This window comes from Dorea sp. AF36-15AT (assembly GCF_003477705.1).
GTDB classification, from domain to species: Bacteria; Bacillota; Clostridia; order Lachnospirales; family Lachnospiraceae; genus Claveliimonas; species Claveliimonas ammoniilytica.
Map to the genome: position 1 here is coordinate 23,169 of NZ_QUDV01000001.1, position 22,188 is coordinate 45,356.

20 protein-coding genes are annotated in these 22,188 nt (G+C 43.3%); 13 read left to right on the forward strand and 7 right to left on the reverse strand.

Annotation, left to right across the window (positions count from 1 at the left end; translation table 11 throughout):
- Positions 1 to 85 precede the first annotated feature (85 nt).
- The 3 genes from DWZ93_RS00120 to DWZ93_RS00130 all read left to right on the forward strand — a co-directional run bounded on the left by DWZ93_RS00120 (position 86) and on the right by DWZ93_RS00130 (position 4,235).
- The gene (locus tag DWZ93_RS00120) at positions 86 to 1,681 is read left to right on the forward strand and encodes a CvpA family protein (RefSeq protein ID WP_118451624.1); all 1,596 of its coding nucleotides are present in this window, start codon (positions 86 to 88) and stop codon (positions 1,679 to 1,681) included.
- Between the two features lie 173 nt (positions 1,682 to 1,854).
- A complete protein-coding gene (locus DWZ93_RS00125) occupies positions 1,855 to 2,136 on the forward strand; it encodes a DUF6110 family protein (protein WP_118383804.1) in 282 nt (93 codons plus the stop codon).
- Positions 2,137 to 2,153: 17 nt separating this feature from the next.
- Positions 2,154 to 4,235 carry a heavy metal translocating P-type ATPase gene (locus DWZ93_RS00130; RefSeq protein WP_118451625.1) on the forward strand — a complete coding sequence of 694 codons (2,082 nt, stop codon included), beginning with the start codon at positions 2,154 to 2,156 and terminating at the stop codon, positions 4,233 to 4,235.
- 71 nt (positions 4,236 to 4,306) lie between these two features.
- On the opposite strand, the gene DWZ93_RS00135 is transcribed toward DWZ93_RS00130, so the two are convergent.
- Positions 4,307 to 4,729 (reverse strand): hypothetical protein, encoded by a 423-nt coding sequence (locus DWZ93_RS00135; RefSeq protein ID WP_118383795.1) that lies wholly within the window; start codon positions 4,727 to 4,729, stop codon positions 4,307 to 4,309.
- 318 nt (positions 4,730 to 5,047) lie between these two features.
- On the opposite strand from DWZ93_RS00135, the gene leuS reads away from it, so the two are divergent.
- The gene (gene leuS, locus DWZ93_RS00140) at positions 5,048 to 7,480 is read left to right on the forward strand and encodes a leucine--tRNA ligase (protein ID WP_118383794.1); all 2,433 of its coding nucleotides are present in this window, start codon (positions 5,048 to 5,050) and stop codon (positions 7,478 to 7,480) included.
- A 194-nt stretch (positions 7,481 to 7,674) separates the two neighbouring features.
- Here leuS and DWZ93_RS00145 read toward each other — a convergent pair whose 3' ends face one another.
- Positions 7,675 to 8,184, reverse strand: coding sequence for a hypothetical protein (locus DWZ93_RS00145; protein ID WP_118451626.1), 510 nt, complete (start codon positions 8,182 to 8,184; stop codon positions 7,675 to 7,677).
- 276 nt (positions 8,185 to 8,460) lie between these two features.
- Here DWZ93_RS00145 and DWZ93_RS00150 point away from each other — a divergent pair, with 276 nt between their 5' ends.
- Positions 8,461 to 8,979: a flavodoxin gene (locus tag DWZ93_RS00150; protein ID WP_118451627.1), complete on the forward strand. Its 519-nt coding sequence runs from the start codon at positions 8,461 to 8,463 to the stop codon at positions 8,977 to 8,979.
- A gap of 39 nt (positions 8,980 to 9,018) precedes the next feature.
- The gene (locus tag DWZ93_RS00155; RefSeq protein WP_243061036.1) at positions 9,019 to 10,353 is read left to right on the forward strand and encodes an MATE family efflux transporter; all 1,335 of its coding nucleotides are present in this window, start codon (positions 9,019 to 9,021) and stop codon (positions 10,351 to 10,353) included.
- 35 nt (positions 10,354 to 10,388) lie between these two features.
- Here DWZ93_RS00155 and DWZ93_RS00160 read toward each other — a convergent pair whose 3' ends face one another.
- Positions 10,389 to 11,030, reverse strand: a complete 642-nt coding sequence (locus DWZ93_RS00160; protein WP_118451628.1) for a Uma2 family endonuclease — start codon at positions 11,028 to 11,030, stop codon at positions 10,389 to 10,391.
- A gap of 298 nt (positions 11,031 to 11,328) precedes the next feature.
- On the opposite strand from DWZ93_RS00160, the gene DWZ93_RS00165 reads away from it, so the two are divergent.
- On the forward strand, positions 11,329 to 12,141 hold the full coding sequence (locus DWZ93_RS00165; protein WP_199665861.1) for an Rpn family recombination-promoting nuclease/putative transposase: 813 nt from the start codon (positions 11,329 to 11,331) through the stop codon (positions 12,139 to 12,141).
- Between the two features lie 170 nt (positions 12,142 to 12,311).
- Here DWZ93_RS00165 and metF read toward each other — a convergent pair whose 3' ends face one another.
- The 4 genes from metF to DWZ93_RS00185 all read right to left on the reverse strand — a co-directional run bounded on the left by metF (position 12,312) and on the right by DWZ93_RS00185 (position 16,946).
- On the reverse strand, positions 12,312 to 13,181 hold the full coding sequence (gene metF, locus DWZ93_RS00170) for a methylenetetrahydrofolate reductase [NAD(P)H] (protein WP_118451629.1): 870 nt from the start codon (positions 13,179 to 13,181) through the stop codon (positions 12,312 to 12,314).
- A 154-nt stretch (positions 13,182 to 13,335) separates the two neighbouring features.
- Positions 13,336 to 14,622, reverse strand: a complete 1,287-nt coding sequence (locus tag DWZ93_RS00175) for an aminotransferase class I/II-fold pyridoxal phosphate-dependent enzyme (RefSeq protein WP_118384111.1) — start codon at positions 14,620 to 14,622, stop codon at positions 13,336 to 13,338.
- Between the two features lie 160 nt (positions 14,623 to 14,782).
- Complete coding sequence (locus DWZ93_RS00180; protein WP_118451630.1) at positions 14,783 to 15,499, reverse strand: gamma-glutamyl-gamma-aminobutyrate hydrolase family protein; 717 nt, start codon at positions 15,497 to 15,499, stop codon at positions 14,783 to 14,785.
- Positions 15,500 to 15,719: 220 nt separating this feature from the next.
- On the reverse strand, positions 15,720 to 16,946 hold the full coding sequence (locus DWZ93_RS00185; protein ID WP_118384113.1) for an argininosuccinate synthase: 1,227 nt from the start codon (positions 16,944 to 16,946) through the stop codon (positions 15,720 to 15,722).
- A gap of 306 nt (positions 16,947 to 17,252) precedes the next feature.
- Between DWZ93_RS00185 and argC the strand changes: the two genes are divergently transcribed.
- The 6 genes from argC (at position 17,253) to DWZ93_RS00215 (ending at position 22,183) form a co-directional block, all read left to right on the forward strand.
- Complete coding sequence (gene argC, locus DWZ93_RS00190) at positions 17,253 to 18,293, forward strand: N-acetyl-gamma-glutamyl-phosphate reductase (protein ID WP_118451631.1); 1,041 nt, start codon at positions 17,253 to 17,255, stop codon at positions 18,291 to 18,293.
- A 53-nt stretch (positions 18,294 to 18,346) separates the two neighbouring features.
- A complete protein-coding gene (locus tag DWZ93_RS00195) occupies positions 18,347 to 18,796 on the forward strand; it encodes a GNAT family N-acetyltransferase (protein ID WP_118384115.1) in 450 nt (149 codons plus the stop codon).
- Positions 18,797 to 18,825: 29 nt separating this feature from the next.
- Positions 18,826 to 20,049 (forward strand): bifunctional glutamate N-acetyltransferase/amino-acid acetyltransferase ArgJ, encoded by a 1,224-nt coding sequence (gene argJ / locus DWZ93_RS00200; RefSeq protein ID WP_118384116.1) that lies wholly within the window; start codon positions 18,826 to 18,828, stop codon positions 20,047 to 20,049.
- 11 nt (positions 20,050 to 20,060) lie between these two features.
- Complete coding sequence (gene argB, locus DWZ93_RS00205) at positions 20,061 to 20,957, forward strand: acetylglutamate kinase (RefSeq protein ID WP_118451632.1); 897 nt, start codon at positions 20,061 to 20,063, stop codon at positions 20,955 to 20,957.
- Between the two features lie 59 nt (positions 20,958 to 21,016).
- Positions 21,017 to 21,448 carry a DMT family transporter gene (locus DWZ93_RS00210; RefSeq protein ID WP_118384118.1) on the forward strand — a complete coding sequence of 144 codons (432 nt, stop codon included), beginning with the start codon at positions 21,017 to 21,019 and terminating at the stop codon, positions 21,446 to 21,448.
- Positions 21,449 to 21,514: 66 nt separating this feature from the next.
- Positions 21,515 to 22,183, forward strand: a complete 669-nt coding sequence (locus DWZ93_RS00215) for a helix-hairpin-helix domain-containing protein (RefSeq protein WP_118451633.1) — start codon at positions 21,515 to 21,517, stop codon at positions 22,181 to 22,183.
- The last annotated feature ends 5 nt before the right edge of the window (positions 22,184 to 22,188 follow it).

The window sequence follows — 22,188 nt, forward strand, 5'->3', positions numbered from 1 at the left end:
TATGCTCTTTTGAGGGCATATCCTTTTTAAATGCCGGTCTTCATGTTATAATGTGTTCATTGCAAAGAGAAAGGAAATTATCTATATGAAGAAATCAAGAAAAACAGCGATAGTAATTGGTGTGATCCTGCTGATCGGCATTTATTACTACGTGACCCTTCCGGCTATCAATATCCATTCCACGGACACATGGTTTTATATAGCAGGACTGATCGTATTTATTCTGGTGTTTTACATTATCAGAAAGCGGATGCGCCCGACAGAGATCCGGGAATCCAAACCGGCGAAGGCGATGCTTACGGTGCTTCTTGCAGTAGGCGTTGTGTATCTGATCGGCTCAATCCTGTCTTCTCCAATTGTAAACGCGAAGAAATATCAGAAGCTGCTGAAAGTAGAAAAGGGCAATTTTACAGAGGACGTAGAAGAGGTGTCATTTGACCGCGTACCACTTCTGGATAAGGATACTGCTGAGATCCTTGGAGACCGTAAGATGGGAAGCATGGTAGATATGGTATCGCAGTTTGAAGCGGATGACATTTATACACAGATCAACTACAAAGAGCGTCCGGTGCGTGTGACTCCGCTGAAATACGCAAGCTTTATCAAATGGATTACCAACCAGTCAGAAGGTATCCCGGCGTATATCCGGATTGACATGGCAAGCCAGAATACAGAGCTTGTAAAGTTAGATCAGGGCATTAAGTATTCTACAAGTGAATATCTGAACCGAAATATTTACCGTCATTTGCGTTTCCGCTATCCGACGGCGATCTTTGATGAACTGAGTTTTGAGATTGATGATAAGGGAGTCCCATACTGGGTAGCACCGGTAAAGAAGTTTAATATCGGACTCTTTGGCGGTGAAACGGTTGGAAGTGTCGTACTGTGTAATGCGGTGACCGGAGAGTGCAAGTCATACAAGATTGAGGATGTACCGCAGTGGGTAGACCGGGCATATTCCGCAGATCTGCTGGTAGAATTATTTGATTATTACGGCACATTGAAACATGGATTTCTAAACAGTGTGCTTGGACAGAAGGACTGCCTGAAGTCTACAGATGGATATAATTATCTGGCAATGGATGACGATGTATGGATGTACACGGGTGTGACTTCGGTAAATGGTGACCAGTCCAATGTGGGATTCGTACTGGCAAATCAGAGAACTATGGAGACCAGATATTATGAAGTGGAGGGCGCGACTGAGGCTGCTGCTATGGAATCGGCGGAAGGACAGGTGCAGAACCTGAAGTATACAGCGACATTTCCACTGCTTCTGAACCTGCAGGGTGAGCCGACGTATTTCATTGCCCTGAAGGATGATGCGGGGCTGGTGAAGAAGTATGCACTGGTTAATGTTCAGAAGTATCAGATCGTAGCCATCGGAGATACGGTCAGTCAGTGTGAGGATAACTATCTGGATCTGCTTTATACAAATGGTGTTAAAGAGACGGAAAAAGATACCAGAGAGGTGAAGACAATTGCAGGCAAGATTACAAAAATCGCCCAAGCAGTTGTGGATGGCAATTCGCATTATTATCTGATGCTTGAAGGTTCTGATGAGATCTTCGATGTATCGGTTGCAGATTATATCAATGTAATCCGGTATGATGTGGGGCAGGAAGTAAGTCTGGAATACAAAGAAGGGGATACAACGAATACAGTATTATCTGTAAAGTAAATATAGCAATCTTAGAGCCGCTCTGACAGAAGATCATTCTGTTGGAACGGCTTTATTGATAAAATATATCAACAGAATAAGTTAGGCTTGAGCAACAACCAGAACGTGGAGTAAGGTAAGTTGTAAGCAAAAGTCATTTATTTAAAATATATTTTACACAGGAGGTTTTTACTATGGCAGACATTAAGAAAATTGGTTTATTTGCAGGTGGAGTTTTATTTGGATCAGCTGGAATCAAAGCACTTTCAAGCAAGGATGCTAAAAAGGTATACACACAGGGAACAGCAGCTGTGCTCCGTGTTAAAGATTGCCTGATGAAGACTGCGACTAATGTACAGGAGAATGCAGAAGACATTCTTGCAGAGGCTAAGCAGATCAATAAAGACAGAGAAGAAAGCGAAGCAGAAGAAGTTCTCGAGGCAGAAGCATTCGAAGAGACTCTGGCAGAAGAATAGAATAGAGGCGTTTAAATATGAGGTTCATAATTAAGCATGAGATAAAGGGAAGAATTCGTGTCCATGCTGTGCAGCGGAAGATGACGATGCAGGAAGCTGACATTCTTTGTTATTATCTGGAACAGACGCCGGGTGTGACAAAGGTGAAGGTATATGAACAGACAGGAGACGCCACAGTTGAGTATCAGGGCGGTCGGGAAGAGATTCTTGACCGCTTTCGAGCATTCTCCTACGATGTATCGGTGCCGGACAGTGTACTGGAAAGTTCCGGACGTGCACTGAATGCAGAGTATAAGGAGAAACTGATTTACAGCGTGACAAGACGTGCTGTAATGAAATGGCTGGTTCCGTGTTCGATTACCAATGTTATTACTACTGTAAAGTCGGTCAAATACCTGGCAGCAGGTATCAGATGCCTGGCAAAAGGCAAGCTGGAAGTGCCGGTACTGGATGCAACAGCAATCGGGGTATCTGTATTACGTAGAGATTTCGGTACGGCCGGATCCGTTATGTTCCTGTTGGGAATCGGAGAGATTCTGGAAGAATGGACACATAAGAAATCAGTCGGAGACCTGGTGCGGAGCATGTCTCTGAATATTACCAAGGTATGGCTGAAGACGGAAGATGGAAAAGAAGTACTGGTGGATGCAGAGACCATCCGGCAGGGAGATCAGATTGTAGTACATATGGGTAACCAGATCCCGTTTGATGGAGTGGTAGTATCCGGAGAAGCGATGGTAAATCAGGCATCACTTACAGGAGAACCGCTTCCGGTCCAGAAAAATGCAGAGAAATATGTCTATGCAGGAACGGTACTGGAAGAGGGAGAACTGGTAATCCGCGTAGCTGCCCAAAGCGGTGCAACCCGTTATGAGAAGATTGTTACCATGATCGAAGAATCTGAGAAAATGAAGTCTGCGATCGAGAGCAAGGCCTCCCATCTGGCGGACAGACTGGTGCCGTATACATTCCTGGGAACAGGTCTGGTATGGCTGTTTACGCGGAATGTTACCAAGACATTATCGGTGCTGATGGTAGATTTTTCATGTGCGCTGAATCTTGCAATGCCAGTTACGGTATTATCCGCAATGCGAGAGTCCAGTGACCATCATATTACCGTCAAAGGCGGTAAGTATCTGGAAGCACTTTCAGAAGCTAAGACGATTGTGTTTGACAAGACCGGTACACTGACGAAGGCACAGCCGGTATTCCGAGAGGTAATTCCGTTTGGCGGAAAAGATGAAGAAGAGATGCTGCGTATCGCCGCCTGCCTGGAAGAGCATTTTCCACATTCTATGGCCAAGGCTGTAGTACAGGCTGCAAAAGACAGGAATCTGACGCATGAGGAAATGCATTCCAAGGTGGATTATATTGTGGCACATGGTATCGCATCACACATCGGTGAGAAGAAGGTCGTACTGGGAAGTTATCATTTTGTATTTGAGGATGAGCAGTGCGTTCTGCCTGAAAATGAACAGGAATGTTTCGACCAGATATCTGCAGAATGCTCCAGACTGTATCTGGCAATTGATCATCAGCTGGCGGCAGTGCTGTGTATTGAAGATCCGATCCGACCGGAAGCAGCAGAGGCAATTCAGAAGCTGCATGAGGCAGGATTTGAAAAGATCGTTATGATGACTGGAGACAGCGAACATACTGCAAAGGCGGTAGCAAAAGCAGTTGGTGTGGATGCTTATTATTCGGAAGTTCTTCCGGAAGATAAAGCAGCTTTTGTTCAGAAGGAAAAAGAAGCAGGTAATAAGGTTGTGATGATCGGTGACGGAATCAATGATTCACCGGCACTGTCAGCATCTGATGTGGGAATCGCAATTAGTGATGGGGCAGAGATCGCAAGAGAAATCGCAGACATTACGATAGCAGCGGATGATCTGATGGAATTGGTACAGCTGAAGAAACTGAGTAATTCCATGATGAAGCGTATCAATCGTAATTATCGTCTGATTGTGGGTATCAACGGAAGTTTGATCGGACTTGGCGTGGCAGGAGTGATCCAACCGGCAATATCAGCGCTTCTCCATAATACTTCAACACTTATGATTGGGGTGGAGAGTATGAGAAATCTGTTGCCAGAAGAGTAAAATAAAGAAGTCACTGTATCGGGAATCCGGTACAGTGACTTTTGTTATTCATATCAACATATTCAATTGGATTAATTCAGGAATGTGCATCCTTCATAAGCATCACCTGTCAGGCTGTCTTTTTCAGCACTGAGGCTTACATAGAAGTCGATTCCACATTCAGCAGAGAGCTGTTTCAGTCGTGTAATAAATCCAGGGACATCTTCCAGATTAATTCCGGTGTGCTTCATCAGTCCGTCGATGAATACGCATTCCAGATCAAGATTACTGCTGTACATACCATATAAGAAACCGATGTATTCGTCAGCATTATTGATAGCCGGATAATCATCCATACATACGACACGGATATCAAATCCAACACCTCTGGTGTCGCGGTGGCTGTTCTTTAAAAATACAAGATTACCCTTGCATGCTTTTACCTGCTCGTTAGCGAGCTCCATCATCTTCTGTGTTTTTCCGCTGCCTTTTGGGCCTGCTAATAAATTTACCATGGGAAACAACTCCTTTATGTAGATATTTTTGAGTCTCGATGTTCGCTCAAATCTTATAAGTTAATTATACACGAAATAGTACTGTCGGACAACCTAAAAAGACTAAAAAAAGAATTAATTATCAGTCAATTACAAGGGGTGAAAATTCTTGACTTATAGTCTGTTTCTTCTTATAATTATTTAGTATATGTGAGAAACTGAGTTGAGGTGCATAAACAGGCCTTTTCGTCTCTTTCGGGATGGAAGGGCTTTTATTAAAGAATATATCAGTATTAGCGAATTTGCGCCGATATCTGCGATATGAAAGGAAGGAAAGTTATGGCACAGAAGATTGTTTACAATCACAAGGCAATCGAGAAGAAATGGAGAGAAAACTGGGAAAAGAATCCGGTTAATGTTCAGTTTGATGAGAATGGAAATAAAAAACAGAAATATTACTGTCTGGACATGTTCCCGTATCCGTCAGGAAATGGACTTCATGTAGGACACTGGAGAGGATATGTTATTTCTGATGTATGGAGCCGTTACAAGCTGCAGCAGGGTTATTATATCATTCACCCGATGGGATGGGATGCATTTGGACTTCCGGCTGAGAACTATGCGATCAAGATGGGCGTTCATCCGGAGATTTCCACAGCACAGAATGTAAAGAATATTAAGCGTCAGATCAATGAGATCGCTGCATTATATGACTGGGACAGAGAGGTTAATACTACAGATCCTAACTTCTACAAATGGACACAGTGGATCTTCGTAAAGATGTTCAAAGAAGGTCTTGCATATGAGAAGGAATTCCCAATCAACTGGTGTCCTTCATGTAAGACAGGTCTGGCTAACGAAGAAGTAGTAGGTGGCAAATGTGAGCGTTGCGGCGCTGAGGTTACGAAGAAGAATCTGCGTCAGTGGATGCTCAGAATCACTAAGTACGCTGACAGACTTCTGAACGATCTGGATAAGCTTGACTGGCCGGAGAAGGTTAAGAAGATGCAGACTGACTGGATCGGTAAGTCATATGGTGCAGAGGTAGACTTCCCGGTAGAAGGAAGAGATGAGAAGATTACAGTATACACAACCCGTCCGGATACACTTTATGGTGCTACATTTATGGTACTTGCACCGGAGCATGAGCTTGCTAAGAGCCTGGCTACAGACGAGACAAGAGAAGCAGTAGAGCAGTATATCTACGATGCATCTATGAAGTCTAACGTAGACCGTATGCAGGATAAGGAAAAGACAGGTGTATTTACAGGAAGCTATGCAACCAATCCGCTGAATGGAGCAAAGGTACCGATCTGGCTGTCAGACTATGTACTGGCTGATTACGGTACAGGAGCTATCATGTGTGTACCGGCTCACGATGACCGTGACTTTGAATTTGCAACCAAGTTCAACATTCCGATCATTCAGGTTATCGCAAAAGACGGTAAAGAGATTGAAAATATGACAGAGGCATACACAGAAGCTGTCGGAACCATGATCAATTCCGGTGAGTGGAATGGTATGGAATCTTCTGTACTTAAGAAAGAAGCGCCACACATTATCGAAGAGAGAGGTATTGGACGTGCAACTGTGAATTACAAGCTGCGTGATTGGGTATTCTCTCGTCAGAGATACTGGGGCGAGCCAATTCCGATCGTACACTGTCCGAAATGTGGCAACGTACCGGTACCGGAAGAAGAGTTGCCGCTTCGCCTGCCAGAGGTAGAGTCTTACGAGCCGACAGGTACCGGAGAGTCACCGCTTGCAGCAATCGATGAGTGGGTGAACTGTAAGTGCCCACAGTGTGGAGCAGACGCTAAGCGTGAGACCAACACTATGCCACAGTGGGCAGGATCATCATGGTATTTCCTGCGCTATGTGGATAATCATAATGACAAAGAACTGGTATCCAGAGAGAAAGCAGATGAGATGCTTCCGGTAGATATGTATATCGGTGGTGTAGAGCATGCCGTACTTCACCTGCTGTATTCACGTTTCTATACCAAGTTCTTATATGATATCGGAGTAATTGACTTTGATGAGCCATTCCACAAGCTGTTCAACCAGGGAATGATCACAGGTAAGAACGGTATCAAGATGAGTAAGTCAAAAGGCAATGTTGTATCACCGGATGATCTGGTAAGAGATTACGGATGCGATTCCCTGAGAATGTACGAACTCTTCGTAGGACCGCCGGAGTTAGACGCAGAGTGGGATGACCGTGGAATCGACGGAGTTAACCGTTTCCTGAAGCGTGTATGGAATCTGGTGATGGACAGCAAAGATGCAGACGTGAAAGCAAGCAAAGAGATGATCAAAGAGCGTCACAGACTGATCTACGATGTAACCACACGTCTCGAAAGCTTCAGCCTGAACACAGTAATCTCAGCATTCATGGAGCATAACAACAAGCTCATCGAGATCGCTAAGAAAGAAGGCGGAATCGACAAAGAGACACTGTCCACCATGGCAGTACTGTTGTCACCGTTCGCACCACATATCGCAGAAGAGCTGTGGGAAGAACTGGGACATACAGAGAGCGTATTCAAAGCCGGATGGCCAGTATACGATAAAGAAGCCATGAAAGACGACGAGATCAAAGTACCGGTACAGATCAACGGAAAGACCAAAGCCGTAATCGAGATCTCAGCTGATGCAACCAAAGAAGAAGCATTAGAAGCCGGAAAAGCTGCAATCGCAGATAAACTCACCGGTAACGTAATCAAAGAAATCTACGTACCAAAGAAAATCATAAATATTGTAATGAAGTAAGCCGCGCAAAGCGGAAAAGAGGCATATCCCCTTGCTTGCAAGAGGGGATATGCCTCTTTTGCGATTTATGGGGCGACGCCCCACAACTGAGTGAGCTATGCTCACGAGGTTGTTTAGCGGCTTACGGAATAGGCGAGGGCGTATGCCCGCGGGCTGAGTGAACGAAGTTCACGAGGTTGCCCGGCGGCTTTTGTCTAATCGGTAATAACGATTTTAGTGACAAGTCCGTCATCATCGTATGTGAACAAGAAGGTATTGGTGTCTTCAACAGACCCTTTTTTTAAGGTTACTTTTACGGTTTCGGAATTATCCTTCTTTTCTACCAATTCTATATCCTGAACGGAGATTTCATAATTATTGATAAAAGCGTCGGAGAAATATTTATCGGCAATTCCCTGGCTATAAAATGCATCAAAAGCCGTATCAGTAAAATATTCTCCGAGTGTATCTTTTAAATTCTGGTAGGTATCTACAGGCTCGGGCTCGGTTTCTGAACTTTCTGAACTACTATCAGTACCTTCTCCGATAGCAGTTATATCGCTCGTAGAATAGTATTCTTCGTTCGGACAGTTAGCAATTGTCTGGATAATTTTTTCGGCGGCAGTACTGACAGAGTTATTATTTTCTGATGACTTGCATGCTGATAGAAAAATGGTTGCTGTTAGTGCGATAATTAGAAAACGGAACCTTTTTTGGGGCTTCATACGGATACCTCCTTTGAAATGGTTTTTAATTATTGGTACTATTTAGAAAATATCATAAAAAACAAGAAAAATCCATATGAATAACTCCAAAATACAGTCTTTATGCAACGGATATTGATCGCAATGGAGTAGTAGAATTGCCTGTTAAAAACGATGGCAATAAAGAGAATGAATACCAAGAATCTGATAAGTTTACTCTTGCCTGAATAGCTACAGACGAGTAAAATGTATGAGTATACAAAGGCAATTAAACATTCAGACAGGAGGAATACAGATATGGCGAAGAATTTGATCATCTATTATTCTCGAAAGGGTGAGAATTACGTGAATGGTAATATAGAGAAGCTTGCAAAGGGAAACACAGAAATCTGTGCAGAATACATCCAGAAAGCGGTGGGAGGAGATCTCTTTGAAATCGAAACCGTAACGGAGTATGGAGAGAGCTATCGTGCATGTGTGGAAGAAGCAAAGAAAGAATGGCAGGAGAATGCCAGACCGGAATTGAAAACATATTTAAAAGATATTGCTGCATATGACAATATTTATGTATGTGGTCCGTGCTGGTGTGGAACTTATCCGATGGCAGTGTTTACACAGCTTGAGAAGCTTGATTTCACAGGCAGGAAAGTAATGGGATTAATGACACATGAAGGCAGTGGGCTGGGAAGCAGCGAACAGGGACTTAAAAAGGCGTGCAATGGCGCAATCTTTGGGACAAGTCTTGCGATTCATGGAGCTGAGGCAAAAGCTTCTGAACAGAAAATTGCAGAATGGGCAGTTAGGAGCATTGGCTAAACTGACATGAAAAATAGTCATATAAAGCATAAAAAAGAAATGGACATGCTGAATGGAGGTCTTGCAGGAAAATTGATCCTATTTGCAATTCCACTGGCATTCAGCAGTATTTTACAACAGCTATTTAATTCAGCAGACGTGGCAGTGGTTGGAAGATTTGCAGGTGACAGGGCACTTGCAGCAGTAGGAAGCTGCGTGGCAATCGTAGGAATTTATGTGAATCTGTTGGCAGGACTTGCAGTCGGACCCAATGCAGTTCTTGCTACACTGATCGGACAAAAGAAAAGAGAACGAATTAACAGTACCTTACATACAGTGATCACGTTTGGAATATTGCTTGGTATTGGGTTGATGGCAGTGGGGATGCTGGTTGTCAGAATAGTACTGGAAGCATCTGGAACACCGACGGAAGTCATGGATGAAGCCATGATCTATATTCGGATCTATCTGTTGGGAGTGCCATTTATGCTGACATATAACTTTGGATCAGCAGTACTTAGAAGTTATGGTGATACGAGAAGACCTATGTATTATCTGCTTATATCAGGTAGCGTGAATGTGGCATTGAATCTGGTATTTGTGATCGGTTGTCATCTTGGAGTGGCAGGAGTAGCAATTGCAACTGCAATATCGAATGTACTCAGTACCGCTATGGTGCTCACTCATTTATATCGACGAGATGATGAATTCCAGTTCCGTTTTCATCGCATGAAAATAGAATGGAAAGTATTGAAAAGAGTATTGGCAATCGGTATTCCGGCTGGTGTACAGGGAGCAATCTTTTCTGTGTCTAACGTATTTATACAGACAGGAATTAATTCCTTTGGTGCGGATGCCATTGCCGGATCATCACTGGCATTGAACTTTGAGTATTTTACATACGATATATCGGCGGCATTTGGACAGGCAGCAGTGACATTTGTGAGTCAGAATTATGGCGCTGGCAATATAAAGCGATGCAAAAAGATATTTTGGCTCTGTATGTTGTTTGGTTTTGGATTCACGGAAATCCTGAGTGTTATATTTATGATTTGGGATAACTTTTTCGTCGGAATCTATACAACCAGTAGTGCGGTAGCATATTATGCGCTGATACGTATGCATAGAATCTGTTCACTGGAAGGATTGACGGCCACATATGAGGTGGAGAGTGCTACACTGCGTGGTATGGGTAAATCTGTAGAGCCGTCCATTATTATTATTCTGGGAACCGTCGTGTTCCGTATGATATGGCTGGTTGCAATATTCCGTCAGATTCATACATTTGCAATGCTGATGGATGTGTATGTAGTATCCTGGATCTTCACAGGCGGTGCGATATTCATTATCTATCTGCATCATATGAAGAAAATCAGCAAGAATGTTCAGGTATAATTAGTACAATTAAAGAAAAGTCATCAGGGAGCGGTTTAGACAAGCCGCTCCTTAATTTCTGCAAAATTGATGACCAGATTGTTGTCATAGATCCGTACAGGGATCTTATCATCGAAAGTATAAGAATGAGGCTCGTCACTTTCTTCAAAGAAATAACACAGGACAGATTCTGTTTTAGGATCTACGATCCAATATTCACGCACGCCAGCGTTTTGGTATTTCATGCGTTTCTTTTCATAATCCCGTTTGCGGCTTGATGGAGAGACAATCTCAATGCAGAGATCGGGTGCTCCGTATACACCTTTTTTCACGATGCGGTCACGATGACAGATGATGGAAATGTCAGGTTGAAGCATCGTGCGGTTATCACAGTCCAATTGCACATCTAACGGTGATGGAAGAATTTTACAAGGATCGTTATTGGTACGTATATACAGCTTGATTTCAAAAAATAATTCACCAATTAATTCCTGATGAATAGATGAGGGAGCCTCCAGAAAAATTAGTTCGCCGTCGATTAGTTCAGCACGAATATTGTCTGGAAGAGCATAGTAGTCTTCTAAGGTATAGTCACCCTGTCTTTTTCGTGGAACGGCATAAGCAGGCATAGCTTCATGAACTTCATTAACACGCTCCGTATTCTGTTCAGATTCGTAATTGATAGATTTGTGATTCATAGTCGCCCTCCTTTGCTTGTAGAGCAAAAGTTATTTAAAAGGTACGGTGAGTATACCATTTGGAATCAACTATGTCAAGATAATAAGCGAAAATATAAAAATATTATTTACTTAATTCGTTATTGATTCTGGATTGATTTTGTGATAGGATGTGAGAAAATAACTAAAAGACAACATAAAATTAATTCTATAAAATCTGTTTGACTAAAAACTATAGACTATATAAAATAGTTATATAGCGAAGGCTTTGACGGTCATTTCTGCTTTTATAGATATTCGTGAAAGGAGAGAGGATTGTATGAAGCCAAATGATAAATTAGTTTCAGATTTGCAGAAAATGCATGAAGCAGATTTGGAACGTATCAAAAAATTCCGCCTGTTAGATGATGACTTTATGAGTAAAGTATTTGAAGATTCGGAATGTGCAGAAATTCTTTTGAAGATTATTCTGAATCGGGACGATTTGAAAGTTCAGGATGTTCATGTGCAGCATGTCATTCATAATCTTCAGGGAAGATCAATTCGGCTGGATATATATGCAGTTGATTTAGAAGGGAAATTATATGATATAGAGATACAGCGGGATGATAAAGGAGCTGGCGTCAAACGGGCTAGATACAACAGCAGCTTGTTGAGTGCAAATGCTACAGATACGGGCGAAGAATATAATGAATTAAGAGAAACGTATGTAATATTTATCACAGAAAATGATGTTTTAAAAGGTAATTTGCCGATATATCATATTGAACGTGTTATTCTGGAAAATGGAGAGTTGTTTTATGATGAAGAGCATATCATATATGTGAATTCCAGGATTGCTGACGAAACGACGCTTGGCAGATTGATGCACGATTTCTGGTGTACAGATGCGGGGGATATGTATAATACAGTATTAGCAAATAGAGTTCGTTATTTCAAGGAAGACGTGAAAGGAGTGGAGATTATGTGTAAGGAAATGGAAAAGATGCGTGATGAAGTGCGAGAAGAAGCCAAGCTTGAAATAATATATAAAATGATCAAAAAGAATTATTCAAATGCCGAAATTAAAGAATTTTATGATGTTACAGATGAAGAGATTGAACAGATAAAGGAAAAGATGAATGATGATTAGAATACGTAAGGCGGAATGGAAGGATATAGATGTGATTGATCAGACACAGGTGGATGTATATGTACTTGGTGAATGAAAACTATTTATTGTAATGCAAGAGAATAACGTATATATGTTAAGTTAAAATCCAGCGGACCGGTCAGGTCTGCTGGATTTTCTTAAGTAACATTCTATGCTTTTAATATCTCTGACAGATTTGCCTGGATACCTGCAGCAATCTCCGGTTTATTCATAGAGTATACATGGATATGCTTTACTCCATTTGCTAGCAGATCGATGATCTGGTCTGTAGCGTAAGCAATGCCGGCCTGTTTCATGGCAGCTTCGTTGTCGCCAAAACGGTCTACGATGTTCTTGAAACGCTCCGGTACGTTGCAGCCAGAGAGTTTCACAGCATTCTTTACCTGAGCGCGTCTGGTGATCGGCATGATACCCGGGATGATCGGAACGGTGATTCCGGCTTCTCTTACGCGGTACATGAAGTTGAAGAAGATATTGTTATCGAAGAACATCTGGGTTGTGAGATATTCGCATCCGGCTTCAACTTTTCTTTTTAAACCTTCAAGGTCATCTGCTTTGGTCGGAGAATCCGGGTGTACTTCCGGGTAGCAGGCTCCGCCGACACAGAAGTCACCGTTTTCTTTGATAAATGCTACCAGTTCGGAAGCGTGGGCAAAGTCAGTAAATACTTCACCCTCGAAGTTATTTGGCAAGTCGCCTCTGAGTGCAAGGATATTCTCGATGCCTGCGGATTTCATTTCGTTCAGTGCAGCTTTGATGTTTTCTTTGCTTGCACATACGCAGGTCAGATGTGAGATAGCAGGTACGTTGTATTTCTGCTGAATCTCGCTTGCAAGCTGGATCGTATTGCCCTTTGTGCTTCCACCGGCACCGTAAGTAACGCTCATGTAGCTTGGCTGCAGTTTGGCGATGCCGAGAGTGGCAGTTTCTACATTGGCAAAATCAGTATCTTTTTTTGGAGGAAAGACCTCGAAGGATAAGGAGGTCTGTTCTTGTCTGAGTAATTCTCTTATTTTCATCGTATGTATACCTCGTTGTCTGAAAAACAGCAGACCATTATGATCTGCTGTCTTTCTATGCTTTTAGGTTAGGGTTTATTTGCGTAACTGTTCAGAACCCACTCATGCATTCGCAAAACCGCACGATAACACGTGCTTTCTCACTGCTGCGTAGTTACTTATTTTCAAGCAACTTGTCAATGCTTACCAGTTTCACGCTGAGTACGAAGATTTTAGCAGCTTCCCGGATCTCTTGCAGTGTCGGATAAGAAGGTGCAATACGGATGTTGGAATCTTTTGGATCCTTGCCGTATGGGAATGTAGCACCTGCACCGGTCATTACAAGACCTGCTTCTTTTGCCTTGGCTACGATTGCCTTAGCGCATCCGTCCATGGAATCGAAGGAAATGAAATATCCTCCGCGCGGTGCGATCCAGGAACCAATCTCCAGTCCGCCAAGCTCTGTTTCCAGAGTATCAAGTACAGCGTCGAACTTCGGACGCATGATGTCTGCGTGTTTCTTCATATGCTGAACCATGCCGTGGATATCTCCAAAGAATCTTGCGTGGCGCAGCTGATTTAATTTGTCATGACCGATGGTCTGGATTTTCATCTGCTTGCGGATGTCAGCAAGGTTGGCATCTGATGCAGCGATAGCACCGATACCGGAACCTGGGAAGCTGATCTTGGAAGTAGAAGCGAATTTGTATACCATGTCAGGGTGTCCTTCTTTCTTACATTCCATCAGGATCTCGATCAGGTAATCCTGCTTGTCCTCATACAGGTGATGAATACCGTATGCATTGTCCCAGAAGATACGGAAGTCTTCGGCAGCCGGATTCAGTTTGGCGAAACGGTGAACTGTCTCGTCTGAGTATGTGATTCCCTGCGGGTTGGAGTATTTCGGTACACACCAGATACCCTTTACAGCAGGATCATTATTAACGTATTCTTCGACCATATCCATGTCAGGACCGGTTGGAGTCATCGGGATATTGATCATTTCTATTCCAAAGTATTCGGTAATGGCAAAGTGACGGTCGTATCCAGGTACCGGACATAAGAACTTAACCTTGTCCAGTTTGCACCATGGAGTGCTTCCCATAACACCGTGTGTCATAGAACGTGCAATGGTGTCGTACATAACATTCAGACTGGAATTGCCGAAGATGATAATATTGTCTTTTGGGACTTCCATCATATCTGCAAGAAGCTGTTTGGCTTCTTTGATTCCGTCCAAAACACCATAGTTACGGCAGTCAACACCTTCTTCACACACAAGGTCTGAGTCACTTGTGAGTACATCCATCATACCCATAGACAGATTCAGCTGTTCGGTAGATGGCTTACCACGTGACATATCCAACTTGATGCCTTTGGCTTTTACTTTCTTGAATTCTTTCTCCAGATTACTTTTTAAGCTTAACAATTCTTCTTTTGATAAATCCTTATACGCAGTCACTTCAACACATCCTCCAATTACTTATATACTTATGTGATAACATCAACGTGTATAATTTTACCATAAATTGAAAAATCGTCAATTATTTCTTGCAAAATAAATTATAAAAACTTCAATTTTGGCGATAAAAATGAATATATGTGAAATGTAAATTCAAATTTTATTCATTTTTGCAAGAAATTGTTATGAAAAGATCAAATAAAGCACACATATCGGGATTGGTATCGTACATGCATTCCGGATGCCACTGGACACCCAGGGCAAATGTGTGGGCATCAGACTCCAGCGCTTCGATCACACCGTCATCGGTAAAGGCAGATGGGATCAGATGCGGTGCAGGGGCTTGGATAATCTGATGGTGATAAGAATTAGTGAAGGTATAAGAGCCAAAGAGCCTGTGGAGTATACTGTTTTTCGTAAATGTTACTTTGTGGGAAGGGTCACTTCGATGGAATGTCTGCTGAAAATGACTGATGCAAGGCTCTTGGGTAAGTGAGATGTCCTGGTAAATACTTCCGCCAAGTGCAGCGTTTAAGACTTGCATACCACGGCAGATTGCAAGAAGAGGTCTGTTATAGGAAAGAACTGACCGGATCAGGGCTAGATGAAATATATCAGTGGCTAGGTCTGTTGTGCCAATACCCGGCAAAGGATCTTCGCCAAGAAGAGCGGGAGTGATATCGTTACCGCCGCAGAACAGGAAACCGTCACAGAAAGACAGCTCATCCATAGAAGGGCAGATATCGGTGATCGGAAGCAGTACAGGGATACCGCCGGAAGCCTCAATGGCATGAATATAAGGTGTGGATACAAACTGACGCTGCGCGCCTGGGGATTCTGAGAATCCGCAGACTGCGATACCGATGACTGGTTTCATGAAGGCTCCTTTAATGATGTGATTACGGCTAAGATGCCACGGATTGCATGCAATGTGATTACAGCTAAGATGCCACGGATTGCATGCGATGTGATTACGGCTAAGATGCCACGGATTGCTTCGTGCTATGCATCTTAATATATGCAAAAGGAGCACTGCTTATGCAGTGCTCCTGATAAAATCATAGTCAGCTTATCAAGCTGCTTCATAGATATGAAGATTAGTTGGTGTGATTTTTTGCTTCCTGCATCTTCATAGCACGAACCTTTAACGGCAGACCGAACAGATTGATGAATCCGTCTGCATCGTGGTGGTCATACAGATCACCGGTTGTGAAGCTTGCAAGAGACTCGCTGTACAGTGAGTATGGAGAAGTAGTACCGGCTTTTGTGATATTACCTTTGTACAGTTTGAATTTTACTTCACCTGTCACATATTCCTGTGTGCTTTCGATGAATGCCTGGATTGCTTCGCGCAGTGGTGTGAACCATTTTCCTTCATATACTACCTGAGACAGCTTATTGCCCATCTCTTCTTTTACTTCATAAGTAGCACGGTCTAATACCAGTTCTTCCAGCTGCTGATGTGCTTCGTACAGGATGGTTCCGCCAGGTGTCTCGTATACACCACGAGATTTCATACCTACAACACGGTTCTCAACGATATCGATGATACCGATACCATGCTTGCCGCCAAGTTCGTTCAGCTTGCGGATGATGTCAGATACCTTCATTTCTACGCCGTTAACGCTCTTTGGTACACCTTTTTCAAATGTCATTGTAACGTATTCCGGCTCATCTGGTGCCTTTTCTGGTGTAACACCAAGTACCAGCAGGTGATCGTAATTAGGTTCGTTAGCCGGATCTTCCAGTTCCAGACCTTCGTGGCTGATATGCCAGATGTTACGGTCGCGGCTGTAGCTGTGGCTTGCGTCAAATGGAAGGTCGATGCCATGTGCTTTACAGTATTCGATTTCATCTTCGCGTGACTGCATGGTCCATACATCTGTCATTCTCCAAGGAGCAATGATCTTGATGTCCGGAGCCAGAGCTTTGATACCAAGTTCGAAACGGATCTGGTCATTTCCTTTACCGGTAGCACCGTGGCAGATTGCAACAGCGCCTTCTTTTCTGGCAATCTCTACCAGTTTCTTAGCGATAGCAGGACGAGCCATAGATGTACCTAACAGATATTTGTCCTCGTATACAGCGTGTGCCTGTACACATGGTACAATGTAATTGTCGCAGAAATCGTCTACGATATCTTCAATATATAATTTGGAAGCGCCGGACATTTTAGCACGCTCTTCCAGTCCGTCAAGCTCTTCTGCCTGTCCACAGTCGATACAGCAGCAGACAACGTCGTAATCAAATGTTTCTTTCAGCCACGGAATGATCGCTGTTGTATCAAGTCCGCCAGAATATGCAAGAACAACTTTTTCTTTCATAATTAAATACCCTCCGATTTGTAAATGTGTGTTAATGTTTAATAAATATAACTGTTCAAAAACCTGGTCAGACAGACCGGATATTTCGAACGGTTATGCTTGCTTTATCAAATGACAACACCAACTATACACTAAAATTTATAAATATGCAAGGTAAATACTGTAAATAGAGATGAATAATATGCATGAAAAATGAATTAATATGCACAAAAAATATAAAAATCAAAGGCAGAGTATTTACAATGGACAAATAGTGGTCTAAACTATGTATTAAAACATCGATATTGCGAAAGAGAGGGTAACAATATGATTAAAGTTGGAATTATAGGTTCTACTGGTTATGCTGGAGCAGAGCTTGTAAGAATACTTACAGGACATAAAGAAGCAGAGATTGTGTGGTATGGTTCGAGAAGTTATGTGGACAAACAGTATGCGGATGTATACCGCAATATGTTCCAGATCGTGGATGCCGCTTGTATGGATGATAATATGGATGAACTTGCCAGACAGGTGGATGTGATCTTTACAGCTACACCACAGGGACTGTGCGCCTCTCTGGTGAATGAAGATATATTATCGAAGACAAAGATCATCGATCTGAGTGCGGACTTTCGTATTAAAGATGTATCGGTCTATGAGAAATGGTACGGCATTGAGCATAAGAGTCCGGAGTTTATCAACGAGGCGGTATATGGATTGTGCGAGATCAACAGAGATAAGGTAAAGGGAGCAAGACTGGTAGCTAATCCGGGATGCTATACCACATGCTCTATTTTGACTGCATATCCATTGGCAAAAGAAGGCATCATTGATATGAGCACATTGATCGTAGATGCCAAGTCCGGTACTTCCGGAGCAGGAAGAGGAGCAAAGCTTCCGAATCTGTTCTGTGAAGTTAATGAGAATATGAAGCCTTACGGTGTGGCTACGCATAGACATACACCGGAGATCGAGGAGCAGCTTGGATATGCATCCGGTGAAAAAGTAGTGATCAATTTCACACCGCATCTTGTGCCGATGAACCGTGGTATTCTGGCTACGGAATATGCATCTCTGAAAAAAGATGTTACTTATGAAGATGTAAAAGCAATTTATGATAAATACTATGCAGATGAGAAGTTTGTCCGTGTGCTGAAGGAGAACGAACTGCCGGAGACCAAATGGGTAGAGGGCAGTAATTATGTGGATATTAATTTCAAGATTGATTCGCGTACGAATCGGATTATCATGATGGGAGCCATCGATAATCTGGTAAAAGGAGCAGCAGGACAGGCTGTTCAGAATATGAACCTGATGTTTGGACTGGATGAAGCAGAAGGACTGAACCTTGTGCCGATGTTCCCATAGTATCGTGTGATACAGGGCACAGATCCGATTACGGGACAGAATGGAGAAGAATAATGATAAGGGTAATGACTATCGAAGATTATGATGAAGTATATGCGTTGTGGAAGAAAATCCGCGGATTTGGCATTCGCAGTATCGACGATTCCAGGAAAGGCGTGGACCGGTTTCTGAAGCGGAATCCTACGACCAGTGTGGTTGCTGAGAAGGATGGCAGGATTGTCGGAAGCATCCTTTGCGGACATGACGGAAGACGGGGCTGTTTCTATCATGTATGCGTGGATGAGAATTATCGTAGACATGGAATTGGCAAGGCAATGGTAGTAGCGTCTATGGAAGCACTGAAAGCAGAGCATATCAATAAAGTATGCCTGATCGCATTTACCAGTAACGATGGTGGTAATGCATTTTGGAATACGATTGGCTGGACCAGAAGACTGGATCTGAATTACTATGATTTTACACTGAATGCAGAGAATATTACCGCATTTAATCAGGGTGTATAAACGAACAGATAATAAGAAAGGGAAAGAACATGGAGAAAATCAAAGGTGGAGTTACCGCAGCAAAAGGATTTGAAGCAGCAAGTACAGCAGCAGGTATTAAATATAAAGACAGAACAGATATGGCACTGATCTACAGTCAGGTACCATGCGAGGCGGCAGGAACATTTACTACTAATGTGGTAAAAGCAGCGCCTGTGAAATGGGATCGCCAGGTCGTAGACAGCGGCAAGAAAGCGCAGGCAGTGATCGTGAACTCAGGCATAGCTAATGCATGTACCGGAGCAGAGGGTTTTGGATATTGCAAGGATACAGCAGAAGCAGCAGCTAAATATCTGTCCGTAGATGCAGAAGGAGTTCTGATCGGTTCTACCGGCGTCATCGGTAAGCAGATGCCAATCGATAGGCTGACAGCAGGCATCGAAGTACTGGCTGGTAAGAAGAATGACAGTATTGAGAATGGTACAGAGGCTGCCAAAGCTATTATGACTACAGACACTCATGAGAAAGAACTGGCAGTGACTATTCAGGTGGGTGGTAAGACCGTAACTATCGGAGGTATGGCGAAAGGTTCCGGTATGATCCATCCAAATATGTGCACTATGCTTGCATTTGTTACAACAGATGCTGTTATTACAAAGGAAGCACTGCAGAAAGCACTGAGTGAAGATGTTGTAGATACTTATAATATGATCTCTGTAGATGGAGATACCTCAACCAATGATACGGCACTTGTGCTGGCAAATGGTATGGCCGAGAACCCTGTGATCGAGTATGGTACAGAAGATTATCAGACATTCAAGGCTGCGCTTCACGAGATCAATGAATATCTTGCAAAGCAGATTGCAGGAGATGGTGAAGGTGCAACAGCACTTTTTGAAGTCAAAGTAAAGGGTGCTGAGAGTGTGGAAGCAGCTAAAGTGCTTGCCAAGTCAATCGCATGTTCTAACCTTACCAAGACAGCTATTGCAGGTCACGATGCCAACTGGGGAAGAATCGTATGTGCGATGGGTTATTCCGGAGCACAGTTTGATCCTGAGAAAGTAGATCTGTTCTTCGAGAGCAAAGCAGGCAAGATCCAGATTGCAGAAGATGGCGTAGCACTTGATTTCAGCGAAGAGAAAGCAACTGAGATTCTTTCACAGCCGGAAGTAACAGCAATTGCTGATGTGAAAATGGGTGATGCAGAGGCAACGGCATGGGGATGTGATCTGACACATGGCTATATTGAGATCAATGCAGATTACAGAAGTTAGGAGACAGGAAAATGGATAAAAATATGAAGCAGTATCTGGATAAGGCAGAGGTGTTGATCGAGGCGTTGCCATATATCCAGAAGTTTAACCGTAAGGTTATCGTTGTAAAATACGGCGGAAGTGCGATGGTAGATGAGAATCTGAAAAAGCGTGTCATCGAAGATGTGACACTGCTGAAGCTGGTTGGATTTAAACCGATCATTGTACATGGCGGTGGTAAGGAGGTCAGCCGCTGGGTAAGCAAGGTTGGCATGGAACCGAAATTCATCAACGGTCTTCGCGTTACAGATGAACCTACCATGGAACTGGCTGAGATGGTACTGGGAAAGGTCAACAAAGAGCTGGTACAGATGGTAGAGAGTCTGGGCGTACGCGCCATCGGTCTCAGTGGCAAGGATGGTGGACTTTTGAATGTTACGAAGAAATATTCCAATGGCGAAGATATCGGATACGTAGGGGAGGTACAGAAGGTAAATGCAGATATTCTGTGGGATCTTCTGGACAAAGATTTTCTTCCGATCGTATGTCCGATCGGTCTGGATGACAGCTTCCATACCTATAATATCAATGCAGATGATGCGGCATGTGCCATTGCCCGTGCAATGAATGCAGAGAAGCTTGCATTTCTGACAGATATCGAAGGCGTGTACAAAGATCCAAACGATCCGTCTACGCTGATCTCAGAACTTCAGATTTCTGAGGCAAAGGAATTTATCGAAAAAGGTTATATCGGAGGCGGTATGCTGCCGAAGCTGAATAACTGCATTGACGCCATTGAGAATGGCGTATCCAGAGTACATATCCTGGATGGAAGAATTCCGCACTGTCTGCTGCTGGAGATCTTTACGAACAAAGGAATCGGAACCGCTATCCTGAAAGATGGCGATGAAATGTATTCTAACAAATAGAGTCGTCTAAAAAACCAATCAGTGGATATACTAACTGTAGGATAACAGGAGGTAGATCTATGATTGGTTTTTTGATTGCGCTTCTTTCGGGTGCTCTGATGAGCGTTCAAGGGGTATTTAACACACAGGTGACGAAGACGACAGGTATGTGGGTAAGCAACGGCTGGGTACAGTTCAGTGCTTTTCTCGTGTGTGCAGTAGCATGGCTAATCGCAGGACGGGATGAGATCCGTACGATCGCAGAAGTCGAACCCAAATATATGCTGCTAGGAGGTGCCATCGGTGCGGGGATTACTTGGACAGTTATTAAGAGCATGGATCAGCTGGGACCTGCAAAAGCAGCACTTCTGATCGTTATTTCACAGCTCATTGTGGCTTACGTAATTGAACTTCTGGGACTCTTTGGCATAGAGAAAGAACCATTGGAATGGAGGAAGGTAGGCGGTATGGTGCTGGCGCTGATTGGAGTTGCAATTTTCCAGTGGAAATAGTAGAATATTCTTACCTGAGCATAGAAAGAGGGTATTTACAGTGTCGACAGCTGTAAAGGAGCAAATATGCGGGACAGGAAAAAGAGAATAACAGTAGTCATAATGATTTGCATTCTGCTTGTGGTGGTGTCGGGATGCAGTAAAGAGAAGAGTTCAGATACGCTGGAAGAAGTGCAGCAGAGAGAGAAAACCGAGTCTGTAGAAGTGTCAGATGAGACGGAAAACAAGGCAGATGAGACGGAGCAGACGGTAGATACAGAACCTGTGAAGAAAGCAGGGAGCGAAGGTGTGATCTATGTATTTGTATGCGGGCAGGTGGCAAGTCCCGGGGTCTATGAGCTCCCGGAAGGAAGCAGAATCTGTCAGGCAATCGATGCAGCAGGCGGGATGCTTGACACAGCATCAACGGACTGGGTGAATCAGGCTGAGACTGCAGAGGATGGGCAGAAGATTTATGTACCATCGACAGAAGAAGCGGAGACAATGCCAGAAGGTCAGCAGACAGGTCAGATGCAGGAAAGATCATCGGCAGAGGGAACCGATGAAAAAGTGCATCTGAATGTGGCATCCAGGGAAGAACTTATGACTCTGACCGGAATCGGAGAGAAGAAAGCAGACGCCATTATCCGATACCGGGAATCTAATGGCGGTTTCCATTCTGTAGATGAACTGATGCAGGTGGAAGGAATTAAAGAAGGAACTTATAATAAGATCAAAGATAGTATTGTGATATAGAGGGT